Consider the following 20,843-nt stretch of genomic DNA (forward strand, 5'->3'; position numbering starts at 1 on the left):
TCAGGACATTTCACGGGAGACGCGCAGGGCGCTCCTGATGTTGTTGCGTTTGACTCCGGCGGCCATGGTCATGGCGATGCACAGGGACAGGTCGTCGCTTTCTGCATCGGCGGGCAGGGACTGGCGGGCCAGGTCGTCCGATTCCTCGTTACGTCGGGCCACAATGGTGTGCCCGCCCAGGCTGAATCCGTATCGGCGGGCCCTGGAGATCAGGCGTACATGCCGCATATCGCGGGTTGAGCCCTCCTGGGCGCCTAAGGCCACCACATCCAGATTCACCGCCTGCAGGGCATCCCTGGCCAGGGTCTGTTCATCCACGGAGATGACCACGGCGGCCGCTCCGTCCTCCAGGGCAATGGACAGACTGCGCTGCACATCGAACATGCTCAGGGGGTATTCCAGGTCCAGTCGCCGGTCCAGCGAGTATGAGCCCTTGGCACTGAGAATACCGACGGGATTGCCCAACACGTGCAGGAAGTCGGCCAGGAGATCCACCTGGTCCTGCACCTGGGAACCGACCAGGGCAAAGACAGCCAGGGCTCCAGAAGGGTCTCCAGCGGCATTGGCCAGCAACTGGCCCATCTGCCAGGGGTGCATGGTGCCGAAGAGCAGGGGTATGTTGGCTCGTCCCACCTCTTGGCGGGCCGAAGTCGGCAGCAGGGCTGCGTAGGCCCCTCGACGCTCGGCCTCCTCGATCATGCCCTGGTCCACCTGCTGGTCTGCAGGCACATAAAGGCTGCCGGGCCGTACTGAGGGCAGGTCGTCCACCAGTGAGGTCACCGTGACTGGTTCAGCGAAGTCGGGGACCAGGGTAAGCCCGTAGCGCCCCTTGAGCTGACCCAGGGTCAACCGTCGGGAGATTGATTCACTCAGCGCACTCATGCTGCAATCTCTCCTTCGTCCGGGAACGCCATGATGCCTGCCGGTATCACCATGTTACCGGGATAGCATCGGTTCTGGGCTGGGACGTGGGGACCTGGTATTTCTGCATAAGGAATTCACCGATCTGGGCGAAGATGGGACCTGCGGTGACGCCGCCGAAAATCCCGGCGCTGCTGTGGGGGTTCTTCAGCACCACGGTGATCACAAAGCGGGGATCGTCAGCGGGCAGTATGCCCACCCAGTCGCTGACGATGCCGCCCAGCCTGCCGGAGCTGTCGGCTACCTCGGCGGTGCCGGTCTTGGCGGCTATCCTGTAGCCTTCCACCTTGACCGTCTTATCGTATTTCTCTGACACCGATTCCATTGCGTTCATGACCTCGGCGGCCACCTTCTCGTCCACGACCCTGACCTGATGAGCTTTGGGGGCGCCCTGACCGCGGATGATGGTCTGGTCGGAACGGACCCCCTTATTGGCAAGGGTGGCGATGGCATTGGTCAGCTGAACGGCGTTGGTGGCATAGCCTTGGCCGAACAGCACCGTGTTCCGGGTGCGCCGGTCCCAGGTCTGAGGTGTGGTCAGCAGCCCCTTGGACTCCCCCGGCAGACCCAGGGCCGAGACCTGGCCGATGCCGAAGCGGGTCAGATAGTCGTAACGCTTCTGGTCCGGATAGTTCTGGCCGGCCATGACCATGCCCACGTTGGAGGAATTCTGCAAAATTCCGGCCAGCGTCCAATGCTCGTCCCCATGGTTGAAGGAATCCTTGTACTGCTGGTTGTCGAGGGTGATGTGGTCGGGCACCGTAAAGCGGTCGGTCATGGAGTGCGCCTGCTCCTGGAGCATGCCAGCGGCCGAGATGGTCTTCCCGACCGATCCGGGCTCGAAAGTCTCCGCCACCGCCCTGGAGGAGTTGACCTTGGCCTGGTCGCTGCCCGCCTGGTAATCGTCGGAGTCGGCCAGGGCCAGGATCTCGTTGGTGCGGGTGTCCTGAACCACCGCCAGTGCCCAGTCCGCATGATAGTTCTGGCAGCCTGACTTGAGGGCCTGGCGGACATACCAAAGCACGTCCTGATCAATGGTCAATCTCACATCCTTGCCGTTGACCGGATTGCGCTGACGGGTCATGGTTCCGGGAATCTCCTGGCCCAGCATCCCCTGCTGATAGACCGTATAGCCGTCAGTGCCGGTCAGCCGCCGATTCTCCATCTGCTCGATCCCGGCCACTCCCTTGCCGCTGTCGTCGATGCCCCCGATCAGGGCTCCCATCAGATCCGCGTGAGGATAGGTGCGTTCGCTGCTCAGTTCGGCCGTGATGATCCCCTGCAGCCCCAGCTTGTCGATGGAGCGCTTGACCTCGGGAGTCACCCGTTTGGCCAGGACCACGTACCGTCCGGGAACGCTGAGCTTGCCGCCCAGCTCCATGGCGTTCATCCCCAGGGCCGGTGCCAGAAGACGTGCCACGCCGGCAGCACCGTCGGCACCCACCGGATGGCCCTTGATGCTGTGGCAGTCGTTTCCGGTGCGCTTGGTGCAGTTGATTGGTATGAAAGAGGCGGCCGCCTCGGGGTCGCCGATGATGTTGTATCGCTCCAGGCTCTGGGCCAGCACCCGGCCATTGACATCCAGGATGCGGCCACGCTGGGCCTTGATGGTGTGCGGCACGGTGCGACCTGCCGCAGCAGCCTGGGCCATGGACCTTCCGTCAAAGAGTTGGATGTAGGCCAGCTTGCCCAGGGCCAGAGCGGCCACCAGGATCAGAATCAGGCCCACAGACAGCGAACGCTTGCAGAAGGAAAGATGCCAGGAGCGCTTGGTTCCCTTGCCGCTCATGGATGCCCCGCCTTGCCATGGGCATCCTGAGGAGGCTTGTAGCCCTGCAGATCGATGGAGTTCAGACCCTGCTGTGGCTGCATGCCCAACTGCTGGGCCTTGTCCGGCAGAGAGGCCTGGAGCTGGTCGAGCTTGTTCTGGTCATCCTGGACGTCCTGGTTGAGATTGCTGATCTCATGCTGGATCCGGGTGGCCTCGAAAGAATCCTGGACCATCTGGGTGCGCAGCATCAGGGAGCCGAACATGCAGGCCGCCAGAAAAACCACCGATGTCATAATCCGCAGCAGAGGATTGCCCCGGGTCCGCGTCCAGCCGATCAGACGCCGGACCCCCTCAGCCACTGGACCTCGTTCCTGCTGGCGCGCCTTGCCTGCCTTGCCTGTGCCCTTGATCAGACTGAGCTCAGGCCTGGTGGGCATCTCCTGGATGCGGGGATGCCCCTTGTCCGGGGAGGCCTTGGAACGGACCGAACGTGCTGGCATGGTCATGACCGGCGCCTCGATTCCGAGCCGTGGCCGGGATGGCGATGATGACCATCTGAGAACTCACCACGGGCTTCGGACTCAAGCCGATGACGACGCTCCTCAGGGATTGTCCCAATCATCTCCACGGCCCGCAGGCGCACCGAGGCGGACCGGGGGTTGCTTTCCCGCTCGGCCACATCGGCCTTGATGGCCCCATGAGTCAGATCCGATAAGTAGGGACGGGCCTGATCGGGCACCACCGGCATGCCCGCCGGCAGGTCCACATGCAGCCCTGATGCCATGAAGCGCTTGACCATACGGTCTTCAAGGGAGTGGTAGGACTCCACAATCAGACGACCACCCTGGGTCAAGCGAAGAATGGCCTGAGGCAGGGTTCGCCGCAGGCGGTCTAGCTCTCCGTTGACCTCGATGCGCAGGGCTTGGAAGACCCTCTTGGCCGGATTGCCCGGAGGACGGTGGCCACGCGGCACAACCCTGTCAACCAGACGATCCAGCTGGGCCGAGGTGGTAAGCGGCTGCTCCTGCCTGACCTCCACGATGGCCCGGGCGATGCGTCCTGCATAGCGCTCCTCCCCATACCGGGAGAAGATGCCGGCCAACTGGTCCTGGTCGTACTCGGCCAGAACCTGTGCAGCCGTCAGCTCCTGGCTGGTGTCCATACGCATGTCCAACGGAGCGTCCTGCCGGTAGGTGAACCCCCTGTCGCGCTGGTCGATCTGCAGGGAGGACAGCCCCAGATCCATGAAGACCAGGTCTACCTGGCCCAGGCCCAGGGCATCCAGCTGCTGATCCAGCTGGTCAAAGGGGGCATGCACCGGGGTGAAGCGGTCGGCCAGGCCCTCGTCACGCATCCGGCCCGTGGCCAGGTCCAGAGCCTCAAGATCCCTGTCGATGCCAATAAGACGGGCCTGAGGACAGGACTTGAGGAAGGCGGTGGCGTGACCGGCCAGGCCCAGCGTGCAATCCACAGCCACGGCCCCCCGGTGCTCCAAGGCGGGCCGGGCCAGCGCAAGACAGCGCTCCAGCAGGACGGGACGATGGACCATGCCGCTGTCCACAGCCTCCTGGTCGGGCGGATTGCGATTTTCCATGAGGGCCTCCATCAGCAATCCACCGCCGGAAGAACATCGTCGGCAATATCGGCGTAGCCCTGCTCCTTGCTTTCCAGGTAGGAGGACCAGGAATCCTGATCCCAAATCTCGGCACGGGTTCCCACACCGATGACCACGACGGGGCCGGTCAGCCGTGCGTAGGAGCGAAGCATGGGCGGAACCAGGATGCGCCCCTGCTTGTCGGGGATCTGGTCGACGGCGCCTGACAAAAATACGCGCAGGTAGTCCCTGGCTGACCTGTCGCCCATGGAAGTGTGTTGGATGCGCACGGCCATCCGCCGAAATTCCTCGGTGGGCAGCAGGCTGACGCAACGCTCCTGACCGCGGGCCATGACCAGACCCTGACCCAGCTGAGCGCGGAACTTGGCCGGCAGAGCCAGGCGTCCCTTGGAATCCATCTTGGGTGTGTAGGTACCCAGAAGCATGGGCGGCAGGGAAGGCGAGGAGGCATCTGCCTCGTATGTATCGGCCATGCCCCACCTCCAATGCCAGTTTGGTAACCATGGGACGACCCCATCGGGTAGCGTCCCCTACGCAATGCTCCCCACTTTACCCCACTTATCCCCATTGCTCACCACCATGACACCATTTCAGGCCCAAACCCAACCATTCGACTCACCAAAGGGACCGGCCCGGCGTTTCGCCACCCGTCAAAGAGAGCGCGGCCGAGGGTCTTCAGAGCCGAAAAAGTAGAGGTCGAGCGGTATATTGGATCATCCGATTTTTGAACATTGGACAGAACGGACGCACATGTCGAGCTATTCCTCACAGCTGCATGAAGAGCAGACGGCGGTGGACAGGGCCTACGGCCGTCTGGACGAGCTGCGGACACAGGCCAGGACCAGACTGGATGCAGTCAGGGCCGCCGGCTCACACGGATCCCCCACCCAGCGCACCGAGCGGGATTCCTTCGCCAACATGTATGAGGACCGGCTGACCCAGCTGCGGGCCGTGGAGGACCGTCTGGTCTTCGGCCGACTGGATACGGCCCAGGGCGGCCGGCGATATATCGGACGGCTGGGTCTGCTGGACAGCAACCACGAGCCCATTCTGACCGACTGGCGTGCCGAGGCCGCGCGCCCCTTCTACGAGGCCACCCCGGCGGACCACGGCGACATCGTCATGCGTCGGCACATCACCCTCAACTTCCGCCAGGTCACCGGCATCGAGGATGAGGTCCTGGACTTATCCGCCCCCGAGGTAGATAAGGCGGCCCAGGGCGGCACGCTTGCCGGCGAGGGCGCGCTCATGGCCTCCCTGTCCAGCCGCCGTACCGGGCAGATGACCGACATCGTAGCCACCATCCAGGCCGAACAGGACCGGATCATCCGCTCCCCCATGACCCGTCCGCTGGTGGTCCAGGGCGGGCCGGGAACCGGCAAGACGGCCGTGGCCCTGCATCGGGCGGCCTATCTGCTCTACACCCACCGGCGCAGACTGGAGAGTTCGGGCGTGCTCATCGTCGGGCCCAGCAACGCCTTCCTGCACTACATCGACCAGGTCCTGCCCTCCCTGGGTGAGACCGGAGTGCTCAGCCGCACCATAGGCGACCTCATCCCCGGCATCAGCACCGAACGCCAGGAGGACCCGCACGTGGCCCGACTCAAGGGGGACATCCGCATGGCCGAGGCCGTAGCCAACGCCGTCGCATCTCGGGAGCGGGTACCTGGCTCCCTGCCCACGGTCAAGGTGGACGGGGTTGCCGTACCCATGCTGGCGGTCGACCTGGAACAGGCCCTGGTCGATGCACGCCGCAGCCATCAACCCCACAACAAGGCCAGAAACACCTTCGTGCGCTCGGCCCTGAACGCCATGACCACCCGCTATGCCGAGGGAGTGGACTATCAGCCCGGAGCCGAGGAACTTGCCCGGGTCACCTCCCTGCTGCGTCTGAACGACCAGGTGCGACGGACCCTCAATCTGGCCTGGCTCCCCATGAACCCCCGCTGGCTGGTCAACGACCTCTGGTCCAGGCCGGACCGTCTGCGCCGGTTCGCCCCCTGGCTGACTCCTGAACAGATTGACCTGTTGACCCGCCAGGACGGCGCCGAACTGACCGTATCCGACATCCCCATCCTGGACGAGGCCATGGAGCTGCTGGGCCCCGACCCCCACCAGGCGGATCGAGATCAGGCTGAAAAGGCCCGCCGCGAGGAGGAACGTCGGTTTGCCAGCGACACTCTGGCTCAAAACGGCATCGGCACAGGCATCGTGACCTCGCAGATGCTGCTGGATTCCATCAACGGCCAGGACGATAACCAGGCAGCCACCCAGGCGGCCGGCGACCGAGAATGGGTCTACGGGCACATCGTGGTCGACGAGGCCCAGGAGCTGACGGCCATGGACTGGAGGATGCTGGTCCGGCGCTGCCCATCCCGGTCCTTTACCATCGTCGGGGATGTGGCCCAGACAGCGGCCCTTGGTGGCACACGGTCCTGGGCCTCCACCATGGACAAGCTTTTCGGCCCGGACGGGTGGGACCTGCGGCAGCTGACCATCGACTATCGCAACCCTCGCCAGGTATCCAACCTGGCCTCCTCCTTCGCAGCCTCCGAGGGTCTTGAGGTTTCCACACTCAAGGCCGTGCGCGAGGTGGAAGGATCAGTCAGTCATCTGCGAGCAGAGGATCAGGCCAGCCTGCTGGATCAGCTGCCTGACCTGGTGGGCGAATTGGCGGAACGCCATCTAGGCAAAGACGGTACCGGGCGCCTGGCCATCATCGTTCCCAGTGCCTTGGAAGCCGAGGTCAGCTCCCGGCTCCATATTGATAAGTCACAGGAGCACCAGATCATGGTCACGACCACCGGCCACACCAAGGGACTGGAATTCGACGCCGTGGTTCTGGTTGAACCTGGAGCCATTCAGGATGAAGCCCCCTCCAGACTGAGCGCGGCGGCCGACCTTTATGTGGCCATGACGCGACCGACCCAGGAGTTGGTCATCGCCCAGACATCCAAGGATCAGAGGCTGCTGGACCTGGGATGATGTGCCTATGTGCCTGAGTAGCTAATTTCAGGACTGTGCAGTTGCAGACTGCTCTTCAGCTGACTGGTCCTCGGCGCGCAGGGTATCGATGGCTTGTTGGAAGTCCTCCAGGTTGCTGAAGTTGCGGTATACCGAAGCGAAGCGCAGATAGGCCACCTCATCCAGCTCCCTGAGGGGCTTCAGGATGGCCCTGCCGACCTCTTCCGAATCAACCTGGGCCAGGCCGCGCGAACGTAGATCCTCTTCGACCTGCTGGCCCAGGAGCTTTAGGTCATTCTCATCGATGGGCCTACCCTGGCAGGCCTTCCTCACACCAGAGATGACCTTGTCGCGGTTGAAAGGCTCGGCATTGCCTGAGCGTTTCATGACCAAGAGAATCGAAGTCTCCACCGTGGTGAACCGACGCGAGCAGTTCGGACACTCACGGCGGCGTCTGATGGCATGGCCGTCGTCGCTGATTCGCGTATCCACAACCTTGGTATCGGGATTCTGGCAGAAAGGACAATGCATAGATAATATCATAGCGCCAAAGGACCGCGAGACCCACGTATACCGGGCCTATCAGCGTACAACCCTGGACAAACTCCTCGAATTCAGCTATCGCCTTCGTTCAGACGACAAGTCATTGAAACCCCTTCATTGATTCACTGGATTGAAAGTCACGGTCTCAATCGTCGCTGGGGATCAGAATTCGGTCGCCAACACGCAGATTGGGTGAAGACATATTGTTGATCTGCATGATGCGGTCCACGTTTTTAGTGACATCCTCACCTTGTGGTGTGATCGAGGCCGCGTAGGACCAGACGTTATCGCCCGGACGAACAGTTCTGGTGATGACCTCCTGCGGTCCTGGAGCGGAGCTGGCCGGTCGAGCCATCAATCCGATTCCAGCCAGGGTCAGAACAGCGACAGCCAGAAAAACCGCAAATCTATGCACAACGACACTCAGAAAACCTTGCTCGGACACACAGGCTTTAACAGCTCTACGAAGATGAGCCATGACGGACGAGAACACAGAACCTACATACGCCCGGCAGGCCGAAAACAGGTTCGACGGCGCAGACATGCGGGAACTGGCACAGGTACGAACAACCATGGCACACCTCTTTCGAACATTTGTTCTATCGAACAGATGTTCTCATTGTGGCACCGCAAGAGCCATTTGGCAAGGCTGATTCGAACATTTGTTTGATTTTTCACTCCCGGCAGGTTAGACTGAGTTCAGTTTGCAAGGAAAGGAGCCCATCGTGAGTACCATCCCCTTTACCGGGTCCATGGCTACGAGCTCCCTCAACCAGGCCACTGTCACCAACAGCGCCGACTCTCAGGAAGCCGCTGAAACCTCCGTCAACGCCGAGAGCCTGAATAAGGGATCCCGACCTAAGCTGACCGATCGCCAGGCCAGGGTTTTGGAAGCTATCAAGCGGCACCTGGCAGAGCGCGGATTCCTGCCCTCCTACAGGGAGATCGGCAAAGACGCAGGACTACGCAGCACTTCTTCCGTCAAGCACCAGCTTCAGGTCTTGCAGGATTTGGGCTACATTCGTCTGACTGCCAACAAGGGACGTGCCATAGAGTTGGTTCAGGACCAGCCTGAGCCGGCTGCAGGAACCGCCAAGATTGTACCCTTCCCCGACACGCAGGCCGACGAGGCAATCATGCAGTCGCGCGACGTGCCCCTGGTCGGCAGAATCGCCGCCGGTCAGCCCATTCTGGCCGAGCAGCATGTGGACGATGTCATGCGTCTGCCCGAACGTCTGACGGGATCCGGTGAGCTATTCATGCTCGAGGTCCATGGGGATTCCATGGTCGATGCCGCCATCTGCGACGGAGACTTTGTTGTCGTCCGCCGTCAGCAGGAAGCCGAGAACGGGGATATCGTCGCGGCTCTGCTGGACGATGGGGCCACGGTAAAGACCTTCCGACGCGAGAAGGGCCACGTTTGGTTGATTCCCCACAACCCGGCATACTCCCCTATTGACGGCACCCATGCCGTCATCATGGGTAAGGTGGTCACCGTTCTGCGCAAGGTCTGAAGGCTACATGTCCAAATGCTCGCCGCTGCTGTCTCTGTGCCCCTGCGGCTCTATCTGAAAAGTCGTGTGTTCGACCGAGACCGGAAAATGATCGCGCAGGCAGCGTTGCATGCTGGTCAGAATACGTTCGTTTTCAACGGCCGTCGTACCCTTGGGAACGATTACGTGTGCTGTCAGCTGAGGCAGGCCGGTGGAGACGCTGTTGGCATGTAGGTCATGAACCTCAAGTACGCCAGGCACATCCTCCAGGTGCTTCCTGACCTTGGCCATGTCGAGGTCTGCTGGGGTCTCCTCAAGAAGCACGGAAACACTGCTGGCCAGCAGTTTGATAGCACGCGGAATCATCAGCAGAGCGATCAGACCTCCCGCTACGGCGTCAAATCCGGCCCAGCCGGTGAGCATCATGACCACTGCTGATACCAGAACCGCGACCGAACCCAGCGCATCGTTGACCACTTCGAGAAAAGCGGCGCGCATGTTCAGGTTGTCCTTATGCCCGGAGGCCAGGACCAGGATGGACCCCACATTGGCAGCCAGACCCAGGATGCCGAAGAAGAGCAACAGCCCCTGCTGATGGACCTGGTCCCGCCCAGGTGACCAGAGCCGCAAGACAGCCTCCACAATGGCGTAAATGCCCACAGCCAGCAGAACCAGAGCCCCGCCAGCCGCCGTGATGACCTCCAGGCGGGACCAGCCCCAGGTCCGCCGGTTTGTGGGGCGGCGCTCCATCAACACTGCAGTGACGGTGGAGGCGATCAGCACGGCCATGTCGGTCATCATGTGCCCGGCGTCGACCAGCAGGGCCAGGCTGCGGGTGACCAAGGCGCCGACGACTTCGGCCACGAAGACCGACCCCGTCAGTGCCAAGGTCGTCAGCAACTGTCGACGATGGGCGGACCCGCCGCCCTGGACAACACCTTCATGAGCGCTCATGCATACCCCGATTCATCAGTCACCAAGGTATGCCACCAGGGGGCACAAGGCAAGGGTGTTCTGGGAAATACTCAGAAGCCGAACTTGCTTGCCGTCTCCTTGAGGGTCTCGGCGGAACGCTTCAGAGCAGCCAGCTCTCCGTCGCTCAGAGGGGTGTTGATATGGGTGTTGACCCCGTCACGGTTGAGCACGCTGGGAACCGACATGCACACGTCGGAGATCCCATGGAAATCCTCCAGCAGGGAGCTGACCGGCAGGATCCGGTCGGTGCCGTTCAGGATGGACTCGATGATGTCCACGCCGGACATAGCGATGGCGAAGTTGGTCGCCCCCTTGCCCTCGATGATCTGGTAGGCGGCGTTCTTCACCTCCTGGTGGATCTCCTCACGCTTGGCCGCATCGAGGGGCTCATGGCCGGGCAGCTCCATCCAGTCGCACATGGGCACGCCGCCGATGGTGGCCGAGCTCCAGAGCGGGACCTCGGAGTCGCCGTGCTCGCCGGCGATGTAGGCATGGACGTTCTTGACGTTGACCCCGGTCTGCTGGCCGATCAGGTAGCGCAGGCGGGCAGAGTCCAGGTTGGTACCCGAGCCGAACATCTGATTGACCGGCAGTCCGGACAGCTCCAGGGAAACCCTGGTGACGATGTCAACGGGGTTGGTGATCAGCAGGAAGATGGCATTGGGGGCCACCTCGACCATCTGAGGGATGATGGACTTCATCATGTTGATGGTGGCGCCGGCCAGGTCAAGCCGAGTCTGCCCAGGCTTCTGCCTGGCTCCGGCCGTGATGACCACCATGTCGGCGTCGGCGCAGATCTGAGGATCGTCCGAGCCGTCGATGGTGACCGTGGGGTAGAAGCTGGATCCGTGCTGCATGTCGCGGACCTCGGCCTCAACACGCTGGGCGTTGATATCCTCAAGGACGATCTCCCGAGCCACACCGCGCTGGGCCGCCGAGAAGGCCAGGGTCGACCCCACGGCTCCGGCTCCTACGATCGCTAGCTTGGTTGGCTTGATTGATGATTCCGCCATAGTTTTATGGACCTCTCTTATCGGAACCCGGGAAACGGGTTTGCCGCTGACACAACATACGTAGTCTACCCAGCATAGGTGACCTGGCGTGCATCCGCCCCTTAGGAGTTCAGTCCTCCCGATGGCGTGTCACCCGCCGGAGCCTGCAAGGGCTTTTGATCAATGGCCTGGTCAAGCACGGCAGCCGCCAGCCGGTCATCCACATCAGCGCTCAGCGCAACCCCATCGGCCCGGTATTCCAATGAATCCACCCGTCCCAACTGCCGCACCTGCTCCAGCAGGGAACCACTGGTGTAGGGCAGGATGGCCTGGACATGCACGGCGGGTGCGGGCAGCAGCTCCTCCACCCGCCTGCGCAGGGACTCAAGACCCTGACCTTGCCTGGCCGAGACCAAAAAGGCCTCAGGCTCGAGGTTGGCAAGCCGCTGCCGGGCATCCTGGTCGATCAGATCCACCTTGTTGAAGACCAGCAGGCGTGGAATGGACTCGGCGCCGGGGATGTCTGCCAGCACGGCATCCACTGCCCTGATCTGCCCGAAGGGATCGGGGTGGGAGCCATCCACGACGTGCAGAATCAGGTCGGACTGACCCACCTCCTCCAGGGTGGATTTGAAGGCCTCGACCAGCTGGGTGGGCAGGCGGCGGACGAACCCGACCGTGTCCACATAGACGTAGAGCCGGCCATCTGCCGCCTTGGTCCGCCTGACGGCCGTATCCAAGGTGGCGAAGAGGGCGTTCTCAACCAGTTCCTCGGACCCGGTCAGCCGATTAGTCAGCGAGGACTTGCCGGCATTGGTGTAACCCACCACGGCCACAGCCGGCAACTGGTAACGCCGCCGGGACCCACGCTTGACCTGACGCGAGGGGGCCATCTGGGCAATCTGTCGCTTCAGCCGGGAAATCCGCCGCCTGATGACCCGCCGATCGGTCTCGATCTTGGTCTCTCCGGGTCCGCGGGAGCCTATGCCGCCGGCCTGCCCGGCAGCCTGTCCTCCGGCTTGGCGGGAGAGGGATCCGCCCCAGCCGCGCAGCCTGGGCAGCATGTACTCCAGCTGTGCCAGTTCCACCTGGGCCTTGCCCTCTCGGCTGGTGGCGTGCTGGGCGAAGATGTCCAGAATCAGGGCCGTCCTGTCGACCACCTTGACCTTGGTGACATCCTCAAGGGCACGTCGCTGGGAGGGATGAAGGTCGTCGTCGGTGATGATGGTGTCGGCGCCCAGCCGGGCCACGATATCCGCCAGCTCCCGTGCCTTGCCCGAGCCCAGGTAGGTGGCCGGATCAGGCTTGACACGCTGTTGGAGCAGTCCATCCAGCACCTCGGCCCCGGCTGTCCGCGCCAGGGCGGCCAACTCGCGCAGGGACTCCTCGGCCTGACCGACCGTGGTCCGCGAACCCGACCAGACGCCGACCAGGACCACCCGCTCCAGACGGACCTTGCGGTACTCCACCTCGGTCACGTCCTGGAGCTCGCCAAGCCCCTCGACATGGCGGAAGGCATTGAGTCGACTGCGCTCCTCCCACTCCTGATCCTGGTCCTGCCCGACCTGCCCTTCGCCGCGGGTCAGCACCTCGGACTTGTGTAAGAGCGGGTCCTGGCGGGCATCGTCAACTGCTGAACCATGCTCTTGGGTCGGTTTTTCTTGGGTCAAAGGCACCTCTGCATTGATCTATGGACTAGGGAACGAATCCGGTGTAGGCGGAATCATGACACAGTCTTTATTATCATCTTCTTAGCAGACATCAGCGAGCGCCCGACGGACGGGCAGTCTTCAAAGACGGACAGGATGGACATGACGCACAGGGACCATGGCAGCAGCCGGGGGCAATCCTCCAGGACCGGGACGGACGGAGGCGAACAATACTTCGTAGCCCGTCCGGCCTCCCCCGACCAGCGGCGGACCATCCAGGTTGAACTCGCCGGCCGCACCTGCCAGGTGGAGGTCTCCAACGGGGTCTTTTCGTCGGGCAGGCTCGACCTGGGCACCTCGGTCCTGCTCAAACGCGTCCCCCAGCCCCCGGCCGAGGGTGACTTTCTGGACCTGGGCTGCGGCTGGGGTCCCATCGCCCTGAGCATGGCCATGCAGTCACCCAAAGCCAAGGTCTATGCTGTGGACACCAACCTCCGAGCCCTGGATCTGACTGCCCGCAATGCAAAAACCCAAAGTCTTGACAGGATTCGCACCTTGACTCCGGAACAGGTGCCGGACGATCTACGCTTCGACCTGATATGGTCCAATCCGCCCATCCGAGTGGGCAAGGCGGCCCTGCACGACCTGCTGATGACCTACCTGCCCAGACTGAAGCCCCAAGGCCGGGCCTACCTGGTGGTCCAGCGCAACCTGGGCGCCGATTCCTTGATTCCCTGGCTGGCTGAGGCCCTGGGCTCCGGCTGGACGGCAGAGAAGTATGCCTCGTCCAAGGGCTACCGGATCATCGAGGTGGGCCGGGCATGAGGTTCGAGTATCCCACCGAGCTGCCCATCAGTGCGGCCAAGGAGGACATCGTCCACGCCGTGCAGTCCTCCCAGGTGGTCATCGTCTCCGGTCAGACCGGCTCGGGCAAGACCACCCAGATTCCCAAGATCCTCCTTCAGATGGGTCGTGGCGACCACGGCCGCCAGATCGTGCACACCCAGCCCAGGAGGATCGCCGCCAGAACCGTGGCTGAGCGCATCGCCTCGGAGACAGGCACCAGGCTGGGTGAACAGATCGGCTACCAGGTGCGCTTCACCGACAAGTCCAGCAGGAGCACCCGCCTGCGAGTGGTCACCGACGGCATCCTCCTGGCGCAGATCCAGGGCGATCCCCAGCTACGGGCCTACGACACCATCATCATCGACGAGGCCCACGAGCGCAGCCTGAACATCGACTTTCTGCTGGGCTACCTGACCGCCCTGCTGCCCAAACGGCCCGATCTGAAGCTGATCATCACCTCGGCCACCATCGATTCGGTCAAGTTCCGGGACCACTTCGCCAAGGCCCTGCACACCCAGGTGCCCGTGCTGGAGGTCTCCGGACGCACCTATCCGGTCCAAACCCTCTACGAGCCCGCCGGATCGGCACCTGCCCTGATGCGGCATGTACCCGGGTTCGACTCCGATGGGGAAGGCCAGGACAGGGAGGAACCGGACATCCCCAAGGCGGTGGCCCGGGCCTGCGCCGAGCTGGTCATCCACTCCACCCATGAGGACGGCCCCAGGGACATCCTGGTCTTCGCAGCCGGCGAGCGCGACATCCGTGAGTACGAAACCGCCCTGCGACGCCACTTCGGCCCGCGAACCTCCGACATGCGCCGCCCGGACGCCCTGGAGATCATCCCCCTCTTCGCCCGCCTGTCGGCCAAGGAACAGCACCGGGTCTTCGAACACCACGGCCATCAGCGCATCGTCATCGCCACCAACGTGGCGGAAACCTCCCTGACGGTACCGGGCATCCGATACGTGGTGGACCCGGGATTGGCCAGGATCAGCCGCTATTCCAAGTCGGCCAAGGTCCAGCGCCTGCCCATCGAGCCCATCTCCCAGGCCTCGGCCGATCAGCGTGCAGGCCGCTGCGGACGTGTGGCCGACGGCATCGCCATCCGCCTGTATGCCAAGGACGACTATGACACCCGTCCCAAGTTCACCGACCCGGAGATCCTGCGCACCTCTCTGGGTTCGGTCATCCTGCATATGCTCTCGGTGGGCGTGGCCCATACGGCCGAGGACGTTACCGACTTCGGCTTCATCGACCCGCCCGACACCCGAGCAGTCAGCGACGGTCTGCGGGAACTGACCGAGCTGCAGGCCATCTCCCGCCAGCAGGGCCTCATCCGGCTGACCAATCTGGGACGACGGCTGGCCAGGATCCCCATCGACATCCGTCTGGGCAGAATGATCCTGCAGGCCGGCCAGGATGCCACCCCGGACACCCTGGCCGCCGTTCTGGTGGTCGTGGCCTTCCTCTCCCTGCAGGACCCTCGCGAGCGACCTGAGGAGAAGCGCGAGGAGGCCGATCGGATCCATGCCCGCTACGAGGACCCATCCAGCGACTTCCTGACGGCCCTGAACATCTGGAACCGCTTCTTCCCGCAGGACAAGGAACCCTCCAATGGGGCCCTGCGCAAGGCCTGCAAGCAGGAGTACATGGCCTTCCTGCGCATGCGGCAGTGGCATGACCTCTACCGGCAGCTTGCCCAGATGTGCCGGGGCCTGCACATGAAGGTGGGCTCCCCCGTCCCCGTCAAGGGACCGGATCAGGCCCTGCTGGCCCTGCCGATTGGGCAGCAGGCGGCACACGCCCTGGTCTGCTCCTGGGACGACCAAGGCATCCACCGGTCCATGCTGGCCGGACTGCTCTCCAGCATGGGCATGCAGGTGGTCCACGAACCCAAGGCCTCCGATTTCGCCGGCCTGCATGGTGCCGCCCGGGCCAAGGCCATGAAGCGGGCTCGCCGGCAGGCCAAGAACGACTATCAGGGGGCGCGCGGCACGCATTTCGCCATCTTCCCCGGCTCTGCACTGGCCAAGGCCAATCCGCCCTGGATCATGGCCGCCGAGCTGGTGGAGACCTCCCGGCTCTGGGCGCGCTGCTGTGCAGCCATCGACCCCGCCTGGGCCGAGCCCCTGGCCAAGTCCCTGACCAGGACCGCCTACGCCGAGCCCCATTGGTCGGCCTCCCGTGGTGCCGCGGTGGCGACCTCAAAGGTTCTGCTCTACGGCCTGCCCATCGTGCGCGACAGGACGGTCCAGTGGGCCCGCATCAACCCCGGCCAGGCCCGGGACATGCTGATACGCCAGGGCCTGGTCGAGGGTGACGTGCGCGAGCGCTTCCCCCATGACGGCTTCATTCAGGCCAACAGGCAGGTGCTCAGCGAAGCCGGAGAGCGGACCAGCCGGACCCGCCAGGTGACCGGCACCGTCACCGAGGAGGACCTCTACGACTTCTACCAGGAGCGCATTCCCCAGGAGGCCACCTCCCTGGCCGCACTGGGCGCCTGGTGGCGGAAGCGCCACGATGCGGACCCCCACCTGCTGGACTTCGACCCCGACAAGGTGGAGCGCCTGAACGACCAGTCCGCCTCCTACCGACCCGGGGACTACCCCGACCACTGGCATACCCTGGGCATCGACGGCCGGCCCATGGATCTGCCCCTGACCTACCGCTACCAGCCGGGAGAGCCGGACGACGGCATCACTGTCCACATCCCCCTGCACTGCCTGAACCAGCTGACGCCCGGACAGTTCAGCTGGACCGTGCCCGGTCTTCTGGACGACCTGATCACAGCCACCATCAAGTCCCTGCCCAAGGCCCTGCGGGTCCAGTTCGTCCCCGCCCCTGACGCCGCCCGGACCATCCGCGCCTGGATAGACGGCCACTATCCCCTGTTGCCCGGCGCCGATCCGGCATCGGCAGAGCAGGCCACCTATGGGTCGGCGGACCAGCCTGCAGCCGGGGATGAAAACGGTGCAGGAGCCATCCCCGCCGGGGGCTGGCCGGACTTCGAGCAGGCCTTCACCGCCGCAGCCATCGATACGGTCGGCGCCCAGCTGCACCCGGCGGTCTTCACCCAGGCCAGGTTGGAACGGCTACCCGACTACCTGCGCCCCACCTTCCAGGTGGAGGAGGATCGGCGCCAGGGCCACGGCCGCAAGGGCCAGGGCCACCCCAAGGTCCTGGGCCGGTCCAAGTCCCTGGCCGACCTGCAGCGCGACCTGGCCGGACAGGCCCGGCAGTCGGCCCGGTCCCGGGTGGACTCCCAGGCCAGCAAGGCCGCCCGACAGGGTCAGGTGGTCAAGAGCGCCGACCTGCTCCACCAGTCCGGCGCCACCACCAAACCGCGCGAGGAACTGATCTGGCAGGCCGCCCTGGACAAGCTCCACCTGCCTGCCCAGCGGATCTCCTCACGCTGGCTGAGCCGGGAGGCCCTGATGCTGGCCTCGGCCCCCTACCCGGGCACCTCTGCCCTTGCCGAGGACCTGCAGATGGCCGCTGTCAAGCGCCTGATCCCCCACACCGAAGCCGTCACCGACGACCGGACCCTGCAGGAGGCTGTGGCCGGCGTCAGCCAGGTCTACGAGGACACCGTCTATCAGGTGGCCAGGGATGTGGTCGCCATTCTGGAGACCTCGGCCCAGGTGGACAAGGCCGTGTCCGGCCCGGCCGATCTTCCCCTGCTCTCGGTCCTGCAGTGGATACGCCAGCATTCTGCCAATCTGGTGGCCAAGGGCTTCATCGGCGCCGATCCGCCCTATGCCCTCCCCCGCCTGCACACATACCTGAAGGCGGACCTGATGCGCCTGGACAAGGCCCGCAGGGACAAGGATCGTGACGTACGATGGGCATGGCAGGCGCAGACCGCCCAGGATCTGGTGGACCAGGCGGCCAAGGCGGCCCAGGCCCTGCCCGCCGGTCCCGGACGAGACCAGGCCATGGACCGTGCGCAAAGGGGACGTTGGATGATGGAGGAGTACTTTGTCTCCATCTGGGCCCAGGAGCTGGGGACGGCCATCCCCGTCAGCCTGCAAAGGATCAGGAAGGCGCTGGAAGGAAAACCATGAGCACAAGGCCATCGGGACGAGCACGCAGGGGCGGCAACAAACGCGGACGGATGACCCTCCGCCGCGCGCAGACCCTGGGGGCAGCCCTGATGGCCATAGTCCTGGTGGTCGCCCTGTGCATCCTGGCCGTCCGCTTCGTCTCCTACCGGCTGATGGTCGGCCGCGTCATCCGCCACCAGGAGCAGCTCTCCCAGGAGTACGTCTTCAATCCAGGCAGGATCATCACCGATCACCGCTTCCATGACACGGTGGACATGAACGCCGACGATGTCCAGGCCTTCCTGGACCAGAAGGGGGGATCCTGCAACGGCTCCACCTGCCTGCGCAGTCTGCAGATGGATGTCCCCGACCGCCCTGGCGACGGCCTATGTGATGCCTACAAGGGCGGCAAGGGGCAGAGCGCGGCTCAGATCATTGACGGGTCAGCCCGCTCCTGCGGGATCAGTCAGAAGGTCCTCCTGACCATGCTGCAAAAGGAGCAGCACCTGGTGGCCACCGACCAGCCCCCCACCCAGGTCCAGCTCCAGTCGGCCATGGGCCTCTCCTGCCCTGACGATGCAGACTGCGACGCCCGCTACGCCGGATTCTTCAACCAGGTCTACGGTGCCGCCCACCGGTTCCGCTACTACCAGGCCCACCGGGACCAATACGGCTACCGGACCAAGGCCCTGAACGATGTGCGCTTCAGCCCCGATGCCTCCTGTGGCAGCGGCAAGGTCTACATCGAGAACGATGCCACTGCCCTGCTCTACATCTATACGCCCTACCAGCCCAACGAGGCAGCGCTGCGGGCAGGCGACGGCGAGGGCAACCGCTGCTCAAGCTATGGCAATCGCAACTTCGTCATCATTTACAACAGCTGGTTCGGCCGATCGGACCAGTGAGCCCCGGATTCAAAGCCTGGGCAGGTAGTAGGCCAGCTCGTAGGGGGTGACCTGCCGGCTGTATCCGGCCCACTCCCGGTGCTTGTTGCGCAGGAAGTACTCGAAGGTCTGCTCGCCCAGCACCTGGGCCACGAAGTCCGACTTCTCCATGACCTTGAGGGCCGCGTCCAGGCTGTCAGGCAGGGGCTCGATGCCCATGGCCTGCCGCTCGGCGTCGGTCAGCTCCCAGACGTCGTCGCTGGTGGGCTCGCCCAGGGTCATCTTCTGCTCGATCCCGTCCAGGCCGGCAGCCAGCAGCACCGAGTATGCCAGGTAGGGGTTGGCCCCCGGATCCAGCCCCCGGAACTCCATCCTGGCCGAGTTGCCCTTGCCGGGCTTGTACTGGGGTATGCGCAGGAGGGCGGACCGGTTGTTGTGCCCCCAGCAGACGTAGCTGGGTGCCTCGGCTCCCCCCCAGAGCCGCTTGTAGGAGTTGACGTACTGGTCGGTCACCGCGCAGATCTCGGCCGCATGGGCCAGGATGCCGGCGGCGAACTGCCGGGCCGTCTGGGACATGTTGAACTCCTGGCCCACCTCGTAGAAGGCGTTGGTGTCCCCCTCGAACAGGCTCAGATGGGTGTGCATGCCCGAACCCGGCTTGTCGGTGAAGGGCTTGGGCATGAAGCTGGCGTAGATCCCCCGCTCCAGGGAGATCTCCTTGACCACGGTCCGGAAGGTCATGATGTTGTCGGAGGTGGTCAGGGCGTCGGCATAGCGCAGGTCGATCTCGTTCTGCCCCGGTCCGGCCTCATGGTGGGAGTACTCCACCGAGATGCCCATCTGCTCCAGCATGTTGACGCAGGCCCGGCGGAAGTCCATCCCCGGGCTGCGGGGCACATGGTCGAAGTAGCCGCCCTCGTCGATGGGGGTCGGAACCTGGGACCAGTCATCCTGGTTCTCGAACAGGTAGAACTCGATCTCCGGGTGGGTATAGAAGATGAAGCCCTTCTCCTTGGCCTTGGCCAGGGCACGCTTGAGCACATGCCTGGGGTCACCGCTGCTGGGCTCGCCGTCCGGTGTGAGCACGTCGCAGAAAATCCGCGCCGTACCCTGGGGTCCGCCCCTCCAGGGAAGTATCTGGAAGGTGGACGGGTCGGGCTTGACGATCATGTCATCCTCGGAGACCCTGGTCATGCCCTCGATGGCCGAGCCGTCAAAGCCCAGTCCCTCCTCGAAGGCCACTTCCAGCTCGGTGGGCGCTATGGCCACCGATTTTAGGGTTCCCAAGACGTCGGTGAACCAGAGACGAATGAACCGGACATCGCGCTCCTCGACAGTGCGCAGCGCGAACTCCTCTTGCTTATCCATAGAGCCTATGCTCCCATTCCTATATTTCGCAGACTTGCTTATAGCGTTAACAATGCCCCGAGACCAGGTCCAGCGCCTGCTCCAGGGTGAAGGCCCCCTCATAGAGGGACTTGCCCAGGATGGCGCTGTCCACGCCCCGATCGGCCAGATCCAGGATCCGGCCCAGGTCATCGAGGCTGGATATACCTCCCGAGGCGGTCACCTTGGCCGGGGTCCGGTCAGCCACCTGGCCGAGCAGATCCAGGTTGGGACCGGTCATCATCCCGTCGCGGGTCACGTCGGTGACCACGTACCGGCTGCACCCGTCCCGGTCCAGTCGCTCCATGGCCTCAAAAAGGTCCCCGCCCTGTCTGGTCCAGCCCCGGGCGGCCAGGGTGTGCCCGCGCACGTCCAGCCCCACGCAGACCTTCTCTCCGTAGCGACCCAGAACCTGGCTGGTCCACTCCGGGTTCTCCAGGGCCGCCGTGCCGATGTTGACCCGGGTGGCGCCTGCATCCAGGGCTGCCTCCAGGCTGGCATCGTCGCGGATGCCGCCGCTGAGCTCCACCTTGACGCGATCGCCCAGCTCGTTGACCAGGGCGGCCAGCTTGTCTCGGTTGTCGCCCGTGCCGAAGGCCGCATCCAGGTCGACCAGGTGGAGCCACTCGGCACCCTGGTCCACCCAGGCCTTGGCTGCATCGGCAGGCTCACCATAGACCTTCTCGGAGCCGGAGATCCCTTGCCTCAGGCGGACCGCCTTTCCGTCACGGACATCGACAGCGGGTAGAAGCGTCAGCATC

General features: G+C 64.0%; 17 protein-coding genes. 5 read left to right on the forward strand and 12 right to left on the reverse strand.

The window, feature by feature from the left end; translation table 11 throughout:
- Genes AACP62_RS04860 through mraZ form a run of 5 tightly spaced genes read right to left on the reverse strand, consistent with a single transcriptional unit; the run spans position 1 to position 4,780 of the window.
- Entirely contained in the window at positions 1-882 is an 882-nt protein-coding gene (locus tag AACP62_RS04860) for a hypothetical protein (RefSeq protein WP_029677927.1), read from the reverse strand.
- 46 nt (positions 883-928) lie between these two features.
- Positions 929-2,710, reverse strand: coding sequence for a peptidoglycan D,D-transpeptidase FtsI family protein (locus AACP62_RS04865; RefSeq protein WP_154313359.1), 1,782 nt, complete (start codon positions 2,708-2,710; stop codon positions 929-931).
- Positions 2,707-3,198, reverse strand: coding sequence for a cell division protein FtsL (gene ftsL, locus AACP62_RS04870; RefSeq protein WP_154313358.1), 492 nt, complete (start codon positions 3,196-3,198; stop codon positions 2,707-2,709). Before ftsL ends, AACP62_RS04865 begins: the two co-directional genes overlap by 4 nt.
- Positions 3,195-4,286 carry a 16S rRNA (cytosine(1402)-N(4))-methyltransferase RsmH gene (gene rsmH, locus AACP62_RS04875; protein WP_339346774.1) on the reverse strand — a complete coding sequence of 364 codons (1,092 nt, stop codon included), beginning with the start codon at positions 4,284-4,286 and terminating at the stop codon, positions 3,195-3,197. The genes ftsL and rsmH overlap by 4 nt, the downstream gene beginning before the upstream one ends.
- An 11-nt stretch (positions 4,287-4,297) precedes the next feature.
- The gene (gene mraZ / locus AACP62_RS04880; protein ID WP_154313356.1) at positions 4,298-4,780 is read right to left on the reverse strand and encodes a division/cell wall cluster transcriptional repressor MraZ; all 483 of its coding nucleotides are present in this window, start codon (positions 4,778-4,780) and stop codon (positions 4,298-4,300) included.
- 277 nt (positions 4,781-5,057) lie between these two features.
- Between mraZ and AACP62_RS04885 the strand changes: the two genes are divergently transcribed.
- Entirely contained in the window at positions 5,058-7,292 is a 2,235-nt protein-coding gene (locus AACP62_RS04885) for a HelD family protein (protein WP_154313355.1), read from the forward strand.
- Between the two features lie 27 nt (positions 7,293-7,319).
- Here the strand turns inward: AACP62_RS04885 and nrdR are convergent, their stop codons facing one another.
- Entirely contained in the window at positions 7,320-7,802 is a 483-nt protein-coding gene (gene nrdR / locus AACP62_RS04890) for a transcriptional regulator NrdR (RefSeq protein WP_044097646.1), read from the reverse strand.
- Between the two features lie 157 nt (positions 7,803-7,959).
- A complete protein-coding gene (locus AACP62_RS04895; protein WP_154313354.1) occupies positions 7,960-8,388 on the reverse strand; it encodes a LysM peptidoglycan-binding domain-containing protein in 429 nt (142 codons plus the stop codon).
- A gap of 178 nt (positions 8,389-8,566) precedes the next feature.
- Between AACP62_RS04895 and lexA the strand changes: the two genes are divergently transcribed.
- Positions 8,567-9,328, forward strand: coding sequence for a transcriptional repressor LexA (gene lexA / locus AACP62_RS04900; RefSeq protein WP_425332924.1), 762 nt, complete (start codon positions 8,567-8,569; stop codon positions 9,326-9,328).
- Positions 9,329-9,331: 3 nt separating this feature from the next.
- Here lexA and AACP62_RS04905 read toward each other — a convergent pair whose 3' ends face one another.
- The 3 genes from AACP62_RS04905 to hflX form a co-directional block, all read right to left on the reverse strand.
- A complete protein-coding gene (locus AACP62_RS04905; RefSeq protein WP_154313353.1) occupies positions 9,332-10,261 on the reverse strand; it encodes a cation diffusion facilitator family transporter in 930 nt (309 codons plus the stop codon).
- A gap of 71 nt (positions 10,262-10,332) precedes the next feature.
- Positions 10,333-11,295 (reverse strand): L-lactate dehydrogenase, encoded by a 963-nt coding sequence (locus tag AACP62_RS04910; RefSeq protein ID WP_024627229.1) that lies wholly within the window; start codon positions 11,293-11,295, stop codon positions 10,333-10,335.
- A gap of 101 nt (positions 11,296-11,396) precedes the next feature.
- A complete protein-coding gene (gene hflX, locus AACP62_RS04915) occupies positions 11,397-12,863 on the reverse strand; it encodes a GTPase HflX (protein WP_324612071.1) in 1,467 nt (488 codons plus the stop codon).
- 216 nt (positions 12,864-13,079) lie between these two features.
- Between hflX and AACP62_RS04920 the strand changes: the two genes are divergently transcribed.
- Genes AACP62_RS04920 through AACP62_RS04930 form a run of 3 tightly spaced genes read left to right on the forward strand, consistent with a single transcriptional unit; the run spans position 13,080 to position 18,717 of the window.
- Positions 13,080-13,748, forward strand: a complete 669-nt coding sequence (locus AACP62_RS04920; protein ID WP_425332908.1) for a class I SAM-dependent methyltransferase — start codon at positions 13,080-13,082, stop codon at positions 13,746-13,748.
- Entirely contained in the window at positions 13,745-17,833 is a 4,089-nt protein-coding gene (gene hrpA / locus AACP62_RS04925; RefSeq protein ID WP_339346782.1) for an ATP-dependent RNA helicase HrpA, read from the forward strand. Before AACP62_RS04920 ends, hrpA begins: the two co-directional genes overlap by 4 nt.
- Positions 17,830-18,717 (forward strand): hemagglutinin, encoded by an 888-nt coding sequence (locus AACP62_RS04930; protein ID WP_198219714.1) that lies wholly within the window; start codon positions 17,830-17,832, stop codon positions 18,715-18,717. Before hrpA ends, AACP62_RS04930 begins: the two co-directional genes overlap by 4 nt.
- Before the next feature lie 9 nt (positions 18,718-18,726).
- Here the strand turns inward: AACP62_RS04930 and glnA are convergent, their stop codons facing one another.
- Together glnA and priA are read right to left on the reverse strand one after the other, a co-directional pair.
- Positions 18,727-20,064 (reverse strand): type I glutamate--ammonia ligase, encoded by a 1,338-nt coding sequence (glnA, locus tag AACP62_RS04935; RefSeq protein WP_045935176.1) that lies wholly within the window; start codon positions 20,062-20,064, stop codon positions 18,727-18,729.
- A 46-nt stretch (positions 20,065-20,110) separates the two neighbouring features.
- Entirely contained in the window at positions 20,111-20,842 is a 732-nt protein-coding gene (gene priA, locus AACP62_RS04940) for a bifunctional 1-(5-phosphoribosyl)-5-((5-phosphoribosylamino)methylideneamino)imidazole-4-carboxamide isomerase/phosphoribosylanthranilate isomerase PriA (RefSeq protein ID WP_198219713.1), read from the reverse strand.
- Position 20,843: the final 1 nt, after the last annotated feature.

This window comes from Bifidobacterium apis (assembly GCF_036986835.1).
Classification (GTDB): Bacteria; Actinomycetota; Actinomycetes; order Actinomycetales; family Bifidobacteriaceae; genus Bombiscardovia; species Bombiscardovia apis_A.